Genomic DNA, 14,498 nt, shown 5'->3' on the forward strand with positions numbered 1-14,498 from the left:
CGTCCGGTTTTTTCACGTGTATGATCGCGCGCGCTCGCCCCGGGCCGAACTGACAAGGCCCCCGCCCTACTCCCAGGATTCATTCATGTTCAAGGCTCTGCGTTACTTCGGCTGGCCCCTGCTCACCGGTGTGCTGATCGCCATCCTGATCATCCAGCGCTTCCCGCAATGGGTCGGCCTGCCCAGCCAGGACGTCAACCTGCAGCAGGCCCCGCAAACCACGAAGATCATGCAGGGGCCGGTGTCCTACGCCGATGCCGTGACCCTGGCCGCGCCCGCGGTGGTTAACCTGTACACCACCAAGGTGGTGAACAAAAGCGCCCACCCGCTGTTCGAAGACCCGCAGTTCCGTCGCTTCTTCGGCGACAACCTGCCCAAGCAGCGGCGCTGGGAGTCGAGCCTGGGCTCGGCGGTGATCATGAGCCCGGAAGGCTACCTGCTGACCAACAACCACGTCACCAGCGGCGCCGACCAGATCGTCGTGGCCCTCAAGGACGGCCGCGAGACCCTCGCCCGGGTGATCGGTAGCGACCCGGAAACCGACCTGGCGGTGCTGAAGATCGACCTCAAGAGCCTGCCGGCGATCACCATCGGCCGCTCCGACAACATCCATATCGGTGACGTGACCCTGGCCATCGGCAACCCGTTCGGCGTAGGCCAGACCGTGACCATGGGCATCATCAGCGCCACCGGGCGCAACCAGCTGGGCCTGAACAACTACGAAGACTTCATCCAGACTGACGCTGCGATCAACCCGGGCAACTCCGGCGGCGCGCTGGTGGATGCCAACGGCAACCTGGTGGGCATCAACACGGCGATCTTCTCCAAGTCCGGCGGCTCCCAGGGCATCGGCTTCGCCATCCCGGTCAAGCTGGCACTGGAGGTGATGAAGTCGATCGTCGAGCACGGCCAGGTGATCCGTGGCTGGCTGGGCATCGAGGTGCAGCCGCTGAGCCAGGAACTGGCCGAATCGTTCGGCATGCAGGGCCGCCCAGGGATCGTCGTGGCGGGCATCTTCCGCGATGGCCCGGCGGCGCGCGCGGGGCTGCAACTGGGCGATGTGATCCTGAGCATCAATGGCGAGCCGGCCGGTGACGGGCGCAAATCGATGAACCAAGTGGCGCGGATCAAGCCCAATGAGAAGATCACCATCGAGGTGGTGCGCAATGGGCAGCAGCTGAAGCTGGTGGCCGAGGTGGGGCTGCGGCCGCCGCCAGCGCCGGTGGCCGCCAAAGAAGAGAAGTGATATTGCTTGATTGGGGCTGCTTTGCAGCCCTTTCGCGGCACAAGGCCGCTCCTACAAGGATCGCGTTGTTCCTGTAGGAGCGGCCTTGTGCCGCGAAAGGGCCGCAAAGCGGCCCCGACTGCATCAATGCAGGATCTGGCTCAGGAACAGCTTGGTCCGATCACTGCGCGGCCGGTCGAAGAAGTCATCCGGCGCGGCCTGCTCGACGATCTCCCCCTTGTCCATGAAGATCACCCGGTTCGCCACGGTGCGGGCAAAGCCCATCTCGTGGGTCACGCAGAGCATGGTCATGCCGTCTTCGGCCAGGCTGACCATGGTGTCGAGCACCTCCTTGACCATCTCCGGGTCCAGCGCCGAGGTCGGCTCGTCGAACAGCATGATCTTCGGCTTCATGCACAGCGCCCGGGCAATCGCCACCCGCTGCTGCTGACCACCGGACAACTGCCCCGGGTACTTGTGCGCCTGCTCCGGAATGCGCACGCGCTCGAGGAAGTGCATGGCGATTTCCTCGGCCTTGCGTCGCGGCAGCTTGCGCACCCACATTGGCGCCAGGGTGCAGTTTTCAAGGATGCTCAGGTGCGGGAACAGGTTGAAGTGCTGGAACACCATGCCCACCTCGCGGCGGATCGCCTCGATCTGCTTGAGGTCATTGGTCAGCTCCACGCCATCGACGACGATACGCCCCTGCTGGTGCTCCTCCAGCCGGTTGAGGCAGCGGATGGTGGTCGACTTGCCCGAACCGGACGGCCCGCACAGGACGATGCGCTCGCCCTGGCGCACATTCAGGTTGATGTCCTTGAGTACATGGAACTGGCCGTACCACTTGTTCACGCCCTGCATCTGGATGATGCCTTCGGGGCCGGCAGGCTGCTTGATCGCTTCACTCATTTCGAAACTCCTAACGCTTGTGGCCAGTGTCCAGCTTGCGCTCCAGGTGCATGGAGTAGCGGGACATACCGAAACAGAAAATCCAGAACACCAGGGCGGCGAACACGTAGCCCTCGGTGGCCATGCCCAGCCAGGCCGGGTCAGCCGCCGCCTGCTTGACGCTGTTGAGCAGGTCGAACAGGCCGATGATGATCACAAGGCTCGTGTCCTTGAACAGGGCGATGAAGGTGTTGACGATGCCGGGGATCACCAGCTTGAGCGCCTGGGGCAGGATCACCAGGCCCATCGCCCGCCAGTAGCCCAGGCCCATGGCCGCGGCGGCTTCGTACTGGCCCTTGGGGATGGCCTGCAGGCCGCCACGCACCACCTCGGCGATGTACGCCGACTGGAACAGGATCACGCCGATCATCGCCCGCAGCAGCTTGTCGAAGCTCATGCCCTCGGGCAGGAACAGCGGCAGCATCACCGACGACATGAACAGCACGGTGATCAGCGGCACGCCGCGCCAGAACTCGATGAAAGTCACGCAGACCACCTTCACCGCCGGCATGTTCGAGCGACGTCCCAGCGCCAGCAGGATGCCCAGCGGCAAGGCGCCGACGATACCGACCGTGGCGATCACCAGAGTCAGCATCAGGCCGCCCCACTGGCTGGTGGGCACCGTGTCCAGGCCCAACGCGCCGCCGTGCAGCAGGATGTAGGCGAGGATCGGGTACAGCACCAGGAAGCCCAGGCCGTACACCGCCTTGCGCGGGAAGCGCTTGATGAACAGCGGTGCGGCACCGAGCACGGCGAGCCACACGGTCAGGTCGACGCGCCAGCGCAGTTCCGCCGGGTAGTAGCCGTACATGAACTGGCCGAAGCGCTGCTGGATGAACACCCAGCAGGCGCCCTCCTTGGTGCAGTCGGCGCGGGTGGTGCCGACCCAGTTGGCGTCGATGAACGCCCACTGCACCAGCGGTGGCACGATCAGCCAGACCAGGTACAGGGCGAACAATGTCAGCAGGGTGTTGAGCCAGCTGGAGAACAGGTTGGACCGCATCCAGGCGAGCACGCCAACGGTCTTCACCGGGGGCGGCATGTCGGGTTTGAAAACATGGGCTGTCACGGATGTACCCTCACCGTTCGATCAGCGCAATGCGCTTGTTGTACCAGTTCATCAGCAGCGAAATGCTGATGCTGATGGCGAGATAGACGCTCATGGTGATGGCGATCACCTCGATGGCCTGGCCGGTCTGGTTGAGCACGGTACCGGCGAACAGCGAGACCATCTCCGGGTAGCCGATACCGGCGGCCAGCGACGAGTTCTTTGCCAGGTTCAGGTACTGGCTGGTCAGCGGCGGAATGATCACCCGCAAGGCCTGGGGAATGATCACCTTGCGCAGCGTCGGGCCTTCGCGCAGGCCCAGCGAGCGGGCCGCCTCGGTCTGGCCGTGGCTGACCGAACGGATACCGGAACGCACGATCTCGGCGATGAACGCCGCGGTGTAGATGGTCAGCGCCAGGGTCAGCGCCAGCAGCTCGGGGATCAGCACCCAGCCACCGACGAAGTTGAAGCCCTTGAGCTGCGGCACTTCCCAGTGCACCGGGCTGCCGAACAGCAGCGCGCAGACGCCGGGGATGCCGATGAACAGCAGCAGGCCAACCCAGAACTTGTGGAACGGCTCGCCAGTTTCGTTAAAACGCTTGTTGGCGAAACGCACCATCACCGCGATGGCGACGATCGCCAGCACCAGCGCGATGACGAACGGCCAGAAGCCCTCGGCCATCGAGGCGCCGGGCATGTTCAGGCCGCGGTTGCTGATGAAGAAGGTGTCGTCGATGTTGATGCTGCCCCGTGGCCCGGGCAGGGTCAGGAACACGGCGAAGTACCAGAACAGGATCTGCAGCAGCGGCGGAATGTTGCGGAAGGTCTCCACGTACACCGTCGCCAGCTTGTTGATCATCCAGTTCGGTGACAACCGCGCCACGCCGATGATGAAGCCCAGCAAGGTGGCCAGGATGATGCCGATGAAGGTCACCAGCAGGGTGTTGAGCAGGCCGATGACAAACACCCGGGCATAGCTGTCCGATTCCACGTAGGGGATCAGGTGCTGGGCGATGCCGAAGCCGGCGCTGCGCTCGAGGAAATCGAAGCCCGAGGTGATGCCCCGGTGCTGCAGGTTGGTCTGCGTATTGTGGAACAGGTACCAGCCCAGGCCCACCACGAAGACCACCGTGAGGATCTGGAACAGCCACGCGCGCACACGTGGATCACTAAGGGAAAACCCTTTCCGTGCGCCGATTTGATTTTGCATGAAGTGCCCCGAAAAGAAGGGATTCGAACGACCCGCGGCGGCAGGTTGCCGCCGCGGGGTGCAACCATCAGCGCACCGGTGGCGCGTACTGGATGCCGCCGTTGTTCCACAGGGCGTTCATGCCACGGTCGATCTTCAGGTCGGTGCTCTGGCCCAGGTTCTTCTCGAACACTTCGCCATAGTTGCCGACTTGCTTGACGATCTGCACTACCCAGTCCTTGGGCAGCTTGAGGTCCTTGCCGTACTCGCCATCGGCGCCCAGCAGGCGGGCGACGTCAGGGTTCTTGGTGGACTTGGCCTCGGCCTCGACGTTCTTCGAGGTGACGCCGGCCTCTTCAGCATTGAGCATGGCGAACAGGGTCCACTTGACGATGCTGAACCACTCCTCGTCGCCCTTGCGCACCACCGGGCCCAGCGGCTCCTTGGAGATGGTTTCCGGCAGCACCACGTACTCGGTCGGCGCGGCCAGCTTGGAACGCTGGGCGAACAGCTGCGACTTGTCCGAGGTCAGCACGTCGCAACGGCCGGACTCCAGCGACTTGGCGCTTTCGTCGGAGGTGTCGAAGGTGATCGGGGTGTACTTCAGGCCATTGGCGCGGAAGTAGTCGGAGACGTTCAGCTCGGTGGTGGTGCCGGCCTGGATGCAGATGGTCGCGCCGTCGAGTTCCTTGGCGCTGGAGACGCCGAGTTTCTTGTTGGCGAGGAAGCCGACGCCGTCGTAGTAGGTGACGCCAGCGAACACCAGGCCCATGCCGGCATCGCGCGAGCTGGTCCAGGTGGTGTTGCGCGACAGCACGTCGACTTCGCCGGACTGCAACGCGGTGAAGCGCTCCTTGGCGTTGAGCTGGCTGAACTTGACCTTGGTCGCGTCGCCGAACACGGCGGCGGCCACGGCGCGGCACACATCGGCGTCGATGCCGACGATCTTGCCTTGCGCGTCCGGTACGGAGAAGCCTGGAAGACCATCGCTCACGCCACACTGGACGAAGCCCTTCTTCTTCACCGCATCGAGGGTGGCGCCGGCCTGGGCGAAGCTGGTGGTGCCCAGCGCGGCGGCGGCGGTCAGGACTGCCAGGGTGGTTTTCAACATCTTCATCAACAACCTCCAAATCGCTCTTGTTGTATGAGCCGGAATTGCACCGCACCCTTATGAGGCGCATCCGACCCCTTGTTGGCTTGTTTTTGGGTCAATTGGCGCAATGGGCTGTTCTATGACAGCCTTCGATCCACACGAGGGGTGTTACCGCGACCGGTCCACCTCTTCGCATGGCAAGGACATAGCAAAGGGCGTACCACAGTCGAAGGCTTAAGCGATTAAGCGGTAGTCAAGTAGTAAAAGTTGTAGAGTTGCGACATCTTTTTCTGGCATTAACCTCCAATGCCTTCTTTTTACGCACTACATAAGTACGCAAGCACTCTTTCGGAGCAGTCATGACCAACCCGCTGATCCTCGAACCCCAGAAAACCGCCGACGCCTGTGTGATCTGGTTGCACGGCCTGGGGGCCGACCGTTACGACTTCCTACCTGTGGCGGAATTTCTCCAGGAACACCTGCTGAGCACCCGCTTCATCATGCCCCAAGCCCCCACCCGCCCGGTGACCATCAACGGTGGCTACCAGATGCCCAGCTGGTACGACATCAAGGCCATGACCCCGGCGCGGGCCATCGACGAAACGCAGCTGGAGGAATCGGCCGATCAGGTCATTGCCCTGATCAAGGCGGAACAGGCCAAGGGCATCAACCTGTCGCGCACCTTCCTCGCCGGTTTCTCCCAGGGCGGCGCCGTGGTGCTGCACACCGCCTATATAAAGTGGCAGGAGGCCCTGGGCGGGGTGATCGCCCTGTCCACCTACGCACCGACCTTCACCGACAGCCAGCAGTTGAGCGCCTGCCAGCAGCGCACCCCGGCGCTGTGCCTGCACGGCGTGCATGACTCGGTGGTGATCCCGTCGATGGGCCGCACGGCGTTCGAATACCTCGATACCTGGGGTGTGGCTGCCCAGTGGCACGAGTACCCCATGGAACACGAAGTGGCGGTGGCCGAGCTGTCCGACATCCACGACTGGCTGAGCCACCAGCTGAAGTGATCCTGTAGCCCAGGATGCATTGCACTACGCCGCGCCCGATTCTTGCATTACACTGCCCGGCGTACATTCCTTAACCAGTTGACGAGACGACCGTGCTCAAGGCACTCAAGAAAATATTCGCCAAGGGAGACGCCGCGCCGCAGGCCGCCGAGCCCGTCGCCGTGACCCCGCCCGCGCCGGCCGCGCAACCGGCCGTCGACAAGACCCCGGCGCGCCAGCACGCCAAGCCCAGGGCCGCGGCAAAACCGCAGGCCGAACCCCCACCCGCCGACCAGCCGCCTGCCGAGCAACCCGCCCGGGACAAGCCGCGCCGCGAACGCAAGCCCAAGCCCCAGGCCAGCCTGTGGAAGCCCGAGGACTTCGTGGTCGAGCCGCAGGAAGGCAAGACCCGCTTCCACGACTTCAAGCTCTCCAACGAGCTGATGCACGCCATCCACGACCTCGGTTTCCCCTACTGCACGCCGATCCAGGCCCAGGTCCTGGGCCACACCCTGCGTGGCCAGGACGCCATCGGCCGGGCCCAGACCGGCACCGGGAAGACCGCCGCGTTCCTGGTCTCGATCATCTCGCAGCTGCAGCAAGTGCCACCGCCCAAGGAGCGCTACATGGGCGAGCCGCGGGCACTGATCATCGCCCCGACCCGCGAGCTGGTGGTGCAGATCGCCAAGGATGCCCAGGCGCTAACCAAGTACAGCGGCCTGAACGTGATGAGCTTCGTCGGCGGCATGGACTTCGACAAGCAGCTGAAATCGCTGGAGGCCCGCCACTGCGACATCCTGGTGGCCACCCCCGGCCGCCTGCTGGACTTCAACCAGCGCGGCGAGGTGCACCTGGACATGGTCGAGGTGCTGGTGCTGGACGAGGCCGACCGCATGCTCGACATGGGCTTCATCCCCCAGGTCCGCCAGATCATCCGCCAGACCCCGCCCAAGAGCGAGCGCCAGACCCTGCTGTTCTCGGCCACCTTCACCGACGATGTGATGAACCTGGCCAAGCAGTGGACCACCGATCCGGCCATCGTCGAGATCGAGCCGGAGAACGTGGCCAGCGAGACCGTCGAGCAGCACGTCTACGCCGTGGCCGGCAGCGACAAGTACAAGCTGCTGTACAACCTGGTCACGCAGAACAAGTGGGAACGGGTGATGGTGTTCGCCAACCGCAAGGACGAGGTGCGGCGCATCGAGGAGAAACTGGTGCGCGACGGCATCAACGCCGCCCAGCTGTCGGGTGACGTGCCGCAGCACAAGCGCATCCGCACCCTGGAGAACTTCCGCGAAGGGCGCATCAGCGTGCTGGTGGCCACCGACGTGGCCGGCCGCGGCATTCATATCGACGGCATCAGCCATGTGATCAACTTCACCCTGCCGGAAGATCCGGACGACTACGTGCACCGTATCGGCCGTACCGGCCGTGCGGGCAGCAGCGGTGTGTCGATCAGCTTTGCCGGCGAGGACGATTCGTACCAGCTGCCGGCGATCGAGGAGCTGCTGGGGCGCAAGATCAAGTGCGAGATGCCGCCGGACGAGCTGTTGAAGCCGGTGCCGCGCAAGCATCATTGATCTTCAAGGCCGCTCACCTCCCTGTAGGAGCGGCCTTGTGCCGCGAAAGGGCCGCGCAGCGGCCCCAGCAATATCTGCATCAATGCTGAAACCCTGGGGCCGCTTTGCGGCCCTTTCGCGGCACAAGGCCGCTCCTACAGAAAGCGACCTTTCCCTAGGACTCCCAGCGCCCCGCCGCATCCTGATCGCTCTGCTTCCCCTCCACCCAGCGCGGCCCTTCCCGGGTGTTCTCCTTCTTCCAGAACGGCGCCCGGGTCTTCAGGTAATCCATGATGAAATTGCAGGCATCGAACGCCGCCTGCCGGTGCGCGCTGGCCACGCCGACGAAGACGATCGGCTCGCCCGGCTCCAGCGCGCCGATGCGGTGCAGCACCTCGACCTTGAGCAACGGCCAGCGCTGCTCGGCCTCGACCACGATCTTGGCCAGGGCCTTCTCGGTCATGCCCGGGTAGTGCTCGAGGAACATCCCGGCCACGTCCAGGCCATCGTTGAAGTCGCGCACATACCCGACGAAACCGACCACCGCGCCCACACCGACATTGGCGGCGTGCATGGCGTTGACTTCGACGCCCGGATCGAAGGCCGCCTGCTGAACACGTACGGCCACGGTCAACCTCCGGTCACGGGTGGGAAGAACGCGATCTCGTCACCCTCGTCCAATGGCTCATCGAGCCGGCACAGCTCTTCGTTGCGGGCGCACATCAGGTTCTGCTCGGCCAGCACCGTGTAGTGCCCACCCTTGCCCACCAGGGCCTGGCGCACATCGTCCAGCACCTTGAAGTCGCCTTCCAGGCGCTCGGCATCGACGCCCAGCAACTCACGGTAGCGGGCGAAATACATGACCTTGACCTTCATCACCCCTCCACCTTGTAGTGGCCGCTCTTGCCGCCGGTCTTCTCCAGCAGGCGCACCTGCTCGATGACCATGCCCTTGTCCACCGCCTTGCACATGTCGTAGATCGTCAGCGCGGCGACGCTGGCAGCGGTCAGGGCTTCCATCTCGACGCCGGTCTGCCCGGCCAGCTTGCAGCGGGCGACGATATGCACCACGTCCTCGCCTTCGGCGGCCAGCTCGACCTTGACGCCGGTAAGCATCAGCGGATGGCACAGCGGGATCAGGTCGCTGGTCTTCTTCGCCGCCTGGATGCCGGCGATGCGCGCCACGGCGAACACGTCGCCCTTGGGATGTTGGCCATCGACGATCATGCGCAGGGTGTCCGGCAACATGCGCACCCGCGCCTCGGCAATCGCCTCGCGCGCGGTCACGGCCTTTTCAGTGACGTCGACCATGTTGGCGCGCCCCTGGGAATCAAGATGAGTCAGCACTGCTCTGCTCCTGGGTAGGGAATACAGAGTGTAAACCTGCAGGTCAGCTTTGAGCAGAGGGCAGATCAGCGCATCGCGGGGCAAGCCCGCTCCCACGACGAATCGTGGGAGCGGGCTTGGGTTACAGATGCGACTCGGCGTACTCGGCCAGCACCGAGCGCGGCACGCCCTGCAGGGTGATGTGAACGCCGTGGGGGAAGTCCTTGAAGCGTTCGGTCAGGTAGGTCAGCCCGGAGCTGGTGGCCGACAGGTACGGCGTGTCGATCTGCGCCAGGTTGCCCAGGCAGACCACCTTGGACCCGTTCCCCGCGCGGGTGATGATGGTCTTGATCTGGTGCGGCGTGAGGTTCTGGCACTCGTCGATGAGGATCAGGCTCTGCTGGAAGCTGCGACCCCGGATGTAGTTCAGCGACTTGAACTGCAACGGCACCCGCTCGAGGATGTACTCGACGCTGCCGTGGGTGCTCTCGTCGTCCATGTGCAGCGCTTCGAGGTTGTCGGTGATGGCGCCCAGCCAGGGCTCCATCTTCTCCGCCTCGGTGCCCGGCAGGAAGCCGATCTCCTGGTCCAGCCCCTGCACGCTGCGGGTGGCGATGATGCGCCGGTAGCGCTTGCTGACCATGGTCTGCTCGATGGCCGCGGCCAACGCCAGGATGGTCTTGCCGGAGCCGGCGGCGCCGGTCAGGTTGACCAGGTGGATATCCGGGTCGAGCAGGGCGAACAGCGCCAGGCTCTGGTGGATGTCCCGCGGCTTGAGGCCCCAGGCTTCCTGGTGCAGCAGCGGTTCCTGGTGCAGGTCGAGCAGCAGCAGCTCGTCGTTGCGGATGCCCTTGATCCAACCGACGAAGCCCTGTTCATCGATGATGAACTCGTTGATGTGCACCGCCGGCAGGTTGTCGATCAGTTGCACCCGGTGCCAGGTACGGCCGCGTTCCTGGCGGGTGTCGACCTTGCTCACGCGGTCCCAGAACGACCCTGTGACCGAGTGATAGCCCTTGGACAGCAAGGACACGTCGTCGACCAACTGGTCGGTGCTGTAGTCCTCGGCGGCGATCCCGCAGGCACGCGCCTTCAGGCGCATGTTGATGTCCTTGGTCACCAGCACCACGTCGAGGTCCTTGCGCTTGGCGCGCAGGTCCAGCAGCTGGTTGATGATGATGTTGTCGGCGAGGTTTTCGGGGAGCAGGCGGTTCGGCTCGTTGCGCGTGCTCATGAGGATGGACAGGAAGCCCTTGGGCCCGCTCTTGCCGCGCTGGATCGGCACGCCCTGCTCGACATCGCTGGGCGAGGCATCACCGAGGGTCTGGTCGATCAGGCGGATGGCCTGGCGACACTCGGCGGCGATGGTGTGTTTACCGGTCTTGAGCTTGTCGAGTTCCTCCAGCACCGTCATCGGTATGGCGACGTGGTGCTCCTCGAAGTTGAGCAGGGCGTTGGGGTCGTGAATCAGGACGTTGGTATCGAGCACATACAGGATTGGCTGGTTGGAGGAAGGGGTGCGTCCTTGGTCATCCATACTCGTTCACCTTATGTGAAAGCCACACGGCGCGAACGGCTGCGCCGCAGAGTGACTGCCGTTCTTCCCGTATCCGCGTTGTTACGGGCGGGAAGCTCACCTGGCAAAAGGGGCGTGGATGACGCCACCTGTGCTGCAGGGTTCGGCTGTCTGGTTCCTTGATACCGCAAAAACCATGACCGAAAAAAGTCTTTTTACGCTCCGGTGAAGTTTATTTTTCGGATTGACGAACAGGGCTTGGCGCGAGGCCGGAGCGGGACTACAGTCAGAGATCAGGTGCCGCATCAAGCCCGTTCAGGCGCGCACGAAACGCTGGCGCAGCACATCGCTCAGGGCGTCCACCAGCAGCACCAGCAACAGCATGGCGATGATCACCGTGCTGGCCTGGGCCTCCTGGAACAGGCTCAGGGTCGCATAGAGCATCTGCCCCAGCCCACCCGCCCCCACGAAGCCCAGCACGCTGGCCATGCGGATATTGTTCTCCCAGCGATACAAGCTGTACGCCAGCAGTTGCGGCCACAGGTTGGGCAGCGTGCCGAAACAGAACGCCGCCACCTGGCTGCCGCCCTGCAGGCGGATCGCTGCCGCAGGCTCCGCCGGGGCATTCTCCAGCGCCTCGGCGAACAGCCGCCCCAGCACCCCGGCGGTGTGCAGCGCCAGCGCCAGGGTGCCGGCATTCGGCCCCAGGCCTGCCGCCAGCACGGTCAGCGCCGCCCAGACCAGCTCCGGAATCGCCCGCAACGCATTGAGTAGCAGGCGCGCCGCGCCCTGCAACGGCCAGCCGAAGCGGCCGGCGGCCGGCAGCGCCAGCAACAGGCCGAGCAGCATCGCCAGGAGCGTTCCCATGCCCGACATCGCCAGCGTTTCCAGGGCGCCCTGCCCCACCGCTCGCAAGTGCGCCACAGACAGGTCCGGGTGCAGGAAACGCGCCGCGTATTCCCCCATCTGCGCCGGCCCACCGCTGCCGACAACCGCTGCCAGGTCCAGCTCCAGGTAGGCGAACGACGCCAGCACCGCCGCCAGGATCGCGACGATCACCAGCCCATTGATCACCCGCCTCATGCGAGCCTCCCGCGCAGGAAGCGGCTGAGCAGGTCGGCCAGCATCACCAGCAGCAGGAAGGTCAGCAGCATGCTCGCCACCTCGGCGCCGGCGAACATGCGCATCGACAGGTCGATCTGCTGGCCCAGGCCGCCGGCGCCGACGAAGCCCATCACCACCGAGGCGCGCACCGCGCATTCCCAGCGGTACACGGTATAGGACACCACCTCGCTCGCGGCCTCGGGCAGGGTGCCGTAGAAAAACGCCGACAGCCGGCTGCTGCCGGCCTGGAGCAAGGCATGGGCCGGACGCTGGTCCACCGACTCGAAGATCTCCGCGTAGACCTTGCCGAGCATGCCGCTGTAGGTGATGGCGATGGCCAGCACCCCGGCGGTCGGACCCAGGCCCACGGCGCGGACGAACAGCAGGGCCCAGACGATCTCCGGCACGCTGCGCAGGAAGATCAGCACGCCGCGCACCGGCAGGCGCGCAGCGCGTGACCATGGTCCCAGACGTCCACCATTGGAAGCCGCCCGCAGCGACAACGCCCGGCTGGCCAACAGGCTGGCCGGTACCGCCAGCAGCAGCGCCAGGGTCATGCCCGCCGTGGCCACGGCCAGGGTCTGCACGGTGGCGGTGAACAGCAGGTCGAGAAACCCGGCGTCGTGGGCCGGGGGCCAGAACGCGCTGACGAAGCTGGCCATCTGCCGGCGGTTCTCGGCCTGCAACAGCACGCCGGGGTCGAGTTCGCTCAAGCGCAGGCCCGGCCACAGCAACGCCAGGCCCAGCAGGGTCAACAACAAGCGGGGGATGGCAGCGGGATCGCGCTGGTCAGTGCTCAGCATCGCGGGATCTGCACCTGCAGGCTCGCCGTCGCGGCGACAGGCGAGGCCAGTTGCTCGTTGGCGTACAAGGCATCGAGCATCGCTTCGCTGACCGCTGCTGCCGGACAATCGAACGCCACCTGCCCGGCACGAATACCGATGATGCGCGGAAAATGCGCCAGGGCGAGCTCAACCGCGTGCAGGCTGGCGACCAGGGTCACGCCATGGGCCTGGGCATGACGGTTGAGCAACGCCAGGCTGTGGTCGGCCAGCACCGGGTCCATGGCCGAGACCGGCTCGTCGGCCAGCAGCACTTCGGGTCGCTGGTACAAGGCGCGGGCGATGCCGACCCGCTGCAACTGGCCACCGGACAACTGCCCGCATTGGGCGAACAGCTTGTCGGCCATGCCCAGCTCGGCCAGCGCCGCACGGGCACCGGGTACATCGCCGGGGTGGATCAGGTTGAGCAGCCCGCGCAACGTGCCCCACTGCCCCAGGCGCCCTGCCAGCACCGCGGTGACCACCCGCTGGCGCGGCGGCAGGGGCGGCGCCTGGTGCACCAGGCCGACCCGTGCACGCAGGCGCTGGCGAGCCCGGGCAGACAATGCCCAGGGTTGCTCGCCCAACAGCTCCAGGCGCCCTCCACTGAGCGGCACGGCAGTGGCCATCAGGTGCAGCAGGCTGGACTTGCCGGCCCCGGACGGGCCGATGATCGCCACCCGCTCGCCCTGGCCGAACTGCAGGTCCACCGCGCTCAAGGCCTGGACCTGGCCATGGCGCACACTGGCGCCCTGAACACGGATACTCACTTGAGCAGGCCAGCCTCACGCGCGGCTTGCTCGGTGCCCTGGTAGTTCTCGGGCTTGGTCTCGATGAAGCGGCTGGCGGCCTGCAGGTCGAGGATCGCCTTGTCCGCAGGCTTGCCCGGATCCAGGGCGAGGAAGGCCTGCTTGATCTTCTCTTTCAGCGCAGGGTCCATATTGCCGCGCACGGTCCAGTTGTAGTCGAAGTACTCCGGCGTGGTGGCAAACACCTTCACCTTACTGGTGTCGACCTTGCCGGCATCGACCAGCTTCTGCCACACACTGGCGTTGAGCACACCAGCGTCGACCTTGCCGGCCTGCACCCATGTCACGGTGGCGTCGTGGGCACCGGAATAGGCGACACGGCTGAAGTAGCTCTCGGGCTTGATATTGTCTTCCTTGAGCATGAAGTAACGCGGCATCAGGCTGCCCGAGGTGGACGAAATCGAACCGAAGGCGAAGGTCTTGCCCTTCAGGTCCTTGAGGCTCTTCACGTCCGGGTTGGCGGTGATGAACTTGCTGGTGAACTTGGCATCCTGCTCACGCTGCACCAGCGGCGTGGCCTTGGGATCCTTCAGGTGCACCTGGACGAAGGTGAAGCCCCCCAGCCAGGCCAGGTCCAGGCGATCACTGGCCAGCGACTCGACCACCGCCGGGTAGTCGGCCACCGGCACGAACTGCACCTTCATGCCCAGCTGCTGCTCGAGGTATTCGCCCAGCGGCTTGAACTTGCGCAGCAGTTCGGTTGGCGCCTCGTCGGGGATGGCGCTGACGCGCAGCACATCGGCGGCCTGGGCGACCACCGCGCAGCAGGACAGCGCGAGGCCGGCAAACAGGGCCAGGGGGCGTTTGAGCATGGGGATTCTCCGGTTCGATAGCGGGGCATGAGTCGATGGCGCATCGCAGGTCTG

The 14,498-nt window shown here is 65.1% G+C and carries 15 protein-coding genes; 3 read left to right on the forward strand and 12 right to left on the reverse strand.

The features are described from left to right. The first annotated feature begins 85 nt into the window (after positions 1–85). Complete coding sequence (gene algW / locus POF53_RS01450; protein WP_186731927.1) at positions 86–1,246, forward strand: Do family serine endopeptidase AlgW; 1,161 nt, start codon at positions 86–88, stop codon at positions 1,244–1,246. A gap of 123 nt (positions 1,247–1,369) precedes the next feature. Here algW and POF53_RS01455 read toward each other — a convergent pair whose 3' ends face one another. The 4 genes from POF53_RS01455 to POF53_RS01470 all read right to left on the reverse strand — a co-directional run bounded on the left by POF53_RS01455 (position 1,370) and on the right by POF53_RS01470 (position 5,527). Next, the gene (locus tag POF53_RS01455) at positions 1,370–2,134 is read right to left on the reverse strand and encodes an amino acid ABC transporter ATP-binding protein (RefSeq protein ID WP_232854680.1); all 765 of its coding nucleotides are present in this window, start codon (positions 2,132–2,134) and stop codon (positions 1,370–1,372) included. Positions 2,135–2,144: 10 nt separating this feature from the next. After that, positions 2,145–3,215, reverse strand: a complete 1,071-nt coding sequence (locus POF53_RS01460; protein WP_189660168.1) for an amino acid ABC transporter permease — start codon at positions 3,213–3,215, stop codon at positions 2,145–2,147. A 37-nt stretch (positions 3,216–3,252) separates the two neighbouring features. Continuing rightward, positions 3,253–4,431, reverse strand: coding sequence for an amino acid ABC transporter permease (locus POF53_RS01465; protein ID WP_232854682.1), 1,179 nt, complete (start codon positions 4,429–4,431; stop codon positions 3,253–3,255). Positions 4,432–4,498: 67 nt separating this feature from the next. Beyond that, complete coding sequence (locus POF53_RS01470; RefSeq protein ID WP_498966053.1) at positions 4,499–5,527, reverse strand: amino acid ABC transporter substrate-binding protein; 1,029 nt, start codon at positions 5,525–5,527, stop codon at positions 4,499–4,501. Positions 5,528–5,862: 335 nt separating this feature from the next. Between POF53_RS01470 and POF53_RS01475 the strand changes: the two genes are divergently transcribed. Continuing rightward, on the forward strand, positions 5,863–6,519 hold the full coding sequence (locus POF53_RS01475; protein ID WP_498966055.1) for an alpha/beta hydrolase: 657 nt from the start codon (positions 5,863–5,865) through the stop codon (positions 6,517–6,519). Positions 6,520–6,611: 92 nt separating this feature from the next. Next, positions 6,612–8,078: an ATP-dependent RNA helicase RhlB gene (gene rhlB / locus POF53_RS01480; RefSeq protein ID WP_498966057.1), complete on the forward strand. Its 1,467-nt coding sequence runs from the start codon at positions 6,612–6,614 to the stop codon at positions 8,076–8,078. A 154-nt stretch (positions 8,079–8,232) separates the two neighbouring features. Here rhlB and moaE read toward each other — a convergent pair whose 3' ends face one another. The 8 genes from moaE to POF53_RS01520 form a co-directional block, all read right to left on the reverse strand. Further along, a complete protein-coding gene (gene moaE, locus POF53_RS01485; protein ID WP_330103586.1) occupies positions 8,233–8,685 on the reverse strand; it encodes a molybdopterin synthase catalytic subunit MoaE in 453 nt (150 codons plus the stop codon). Between the two features lie 2 nt (positions 8,686–8,687). Further along, positions 8,688–8,933 (reverse strand): MoaD/ThiS family protein, encoded by a 246-nt coding sequence (locus POF53_RS01490; RefSeq protein ID WP_498966059.1) that lies wholly within the window; start codon positions 8,931–8,933, stop codon positions 8,688–8,690. Continuing rightward, entirely contained in the window at positions 8,933–9,367 is a 435-nt protein-coding gene (moaC, locus tag POF53_RS01495) for a cyclic pyranopterin monophosphate synthase MoaC (protein WP_189656976.1), read from the reverse strand. The genes POF53_RS01490 and moaC overlap by 1 nt, the downstream gene beginning before the upstream one ends. 157 nt (positions 9,368–9,524) lie before the next feature. Further along, a complete protein-coding gene (locus tag POF53_RS01500; protein ID WP_110736770.1) occupies positions 9,525–10,919 on the reverse strand; it encodes a PhoH family protein in 1,395 nt (464 codons plus the stop codon). Positions 10,920–11,213: 294 nt separating this feature from the next. After that, positions 11,214–11,981 carry a phosphonate ABC transporter, permease protein PhnE gene (gene phnE / locus POF53_RS01505; protein ID WP_498966062.1) on the reverse strand — a complete coding sequence of 256 codons (768 nt, stop codon included), beginning with the start codon at positions 11,979–11,981 and terminating at the stop codon, positions 11,214–11,216. Further along, complete coding sequence (locus POF53_RS01510) at positions 11,978–12,805, reverse strand: PhnE/PtxC family ABC transporter permease (protein WP_498966064.1); 828 nt, start codon at positions 12,803–12,805, stop codon at positions 11,978–11,980. The genes phnE and POF53_RS01510 overlap by 4 nt, the downstream gene beginning before the upstream one ends. Further along, positions 12,799–13,593: a phosphonate ABC transporter ATP-binding protein gene (locus POF53_RS01515; RefSeq protein WP_498966066.1), complete on the reverse strand. Its 795-nt coding sequence runs from the start codon at positions 13,591–13,593 to the stop codon at positions 12,799–12,801. The genes POF53_RS01510 and POF53_RS01515 overlap by 7 nt, the downstream gene beginning before the upstream one ends. After that, entirely contained in the window at positions 13,590–14,444 is an 855-nt protein-coding gene (locus POF53_RS01520) for a putative selenate ABC transporter substrate-binding protein (RefSeq protein ID WP_498966068.1), read from the reverse strand. The genes POF53_RS01515 and POF53_RS01520 overlap by 4 nt, the downstream gene beginning before the upstream one ends. Positions 14,445–14,498: the final 54 nt, after the last annotated feature.

Origin of the sequence: Mitsuaria sp. RG (assembly GCF_028369275.1) — a bacterium.
Lineage (GTDB): Bacteria > Pseudomonadota > Gammaproteobacteria > Pseudomonadales > Pseudomonadaceae > Aquipseudomonas > Aquipseudomonas peradeniyensis.

What these genes read in the sequence shown, in the direction of transcription:
- POF53_RS01490 (WP_498966059.1), bottom strand. Translation starts at nt 8,933, where the DNA reads ATGAAGGTCAAGGTCATGTATTTCGCCCGCTACCGTGAGTTGCTGGGC.
- POF53_RS01500 (WP_110736770.1), bottom strand. Translation starts at nt 10,919, where the DNA reads ATGGATGACCAAGGACGCACCCCTTCCTCCAACCAGCCAATCCTGTAT.
- phnE (WP_498966062.1), bottom strand. Translation starts at nt 11,981, where the DNA reads ATGAGGCGGGTGATCAATGGGCTGGTGATCGTCGCGATCCTGGCGGCG.
- POF53_RS01510 (WP_498966064.1), bottom strand. Translation starts at nt 12,805, where the DNA reads ATGCTGAGCACTGACCAGCGCGATCCCGCTGCCATCCCCCGCTTGTTG.
- algW (WP_186731927.1), top strand. Translation starts at nt 86, where the DNA reads ATGTTCAAGGCTCTGCGTTACTTCGGCTGGCCCCTGCTCACCGGTGTG.
- POF53_RS01455 (WP_232854680.1), bottom strand. Translation starts at nt 2,134, where the DNA reads ATGAGTGAAGCGATCAAGCAGCCTGCCGGCCCCGAAGGCATCATCCAG.
- POF53_RS01470 (WP_498966053.1), bottom strand. Translation starts at nt 5,527, where the DNA reads ATGAAGATGTTGAAAACCACCCTGGCAGTCCTGACCGCCGCCGCCGCG.
- POF53_RS01465 (WP_232854682.1), bottom strand. Translation starts at nt 4,431, where the DNA reads ATGCAAAATCAAATCGGCGCACGGAAAGGGTTTTCCCTTAGTGATCCA.
- POF53_RS01475 (WP_498966055.1), top strand. Translation starts at nt 5,863, where the DNA reads ATGACCAACCCGCTGATCCTCGAACCCCAGAAAACCGCCGACGCCTGT.
- moaC (WP_189656976.1), bottom strand. Translation starts at nt 9,367, where the DNA reads ATGGTCGACGTCACTGAAAAGGCCGTGACCGCGCGCGAGGCGATTGCC.
- POF53_RS01520 (WP_498966068.1), bottom strand. Translation starts at nt 14,444, where the DNA reads ATGCTCAAACGCCCCCTGGCCCTGTTTGCCGGCCTCGCGCTGTCCTGC.
- POF53_RS01460 (WP_189660168.1), bottom strand. Translation starts at nt 3,215, where the DNA reads ATGCCGCCCCCGGTGAAGACCGTTGGCGTGCTCGCCTGGATGCGGTCC.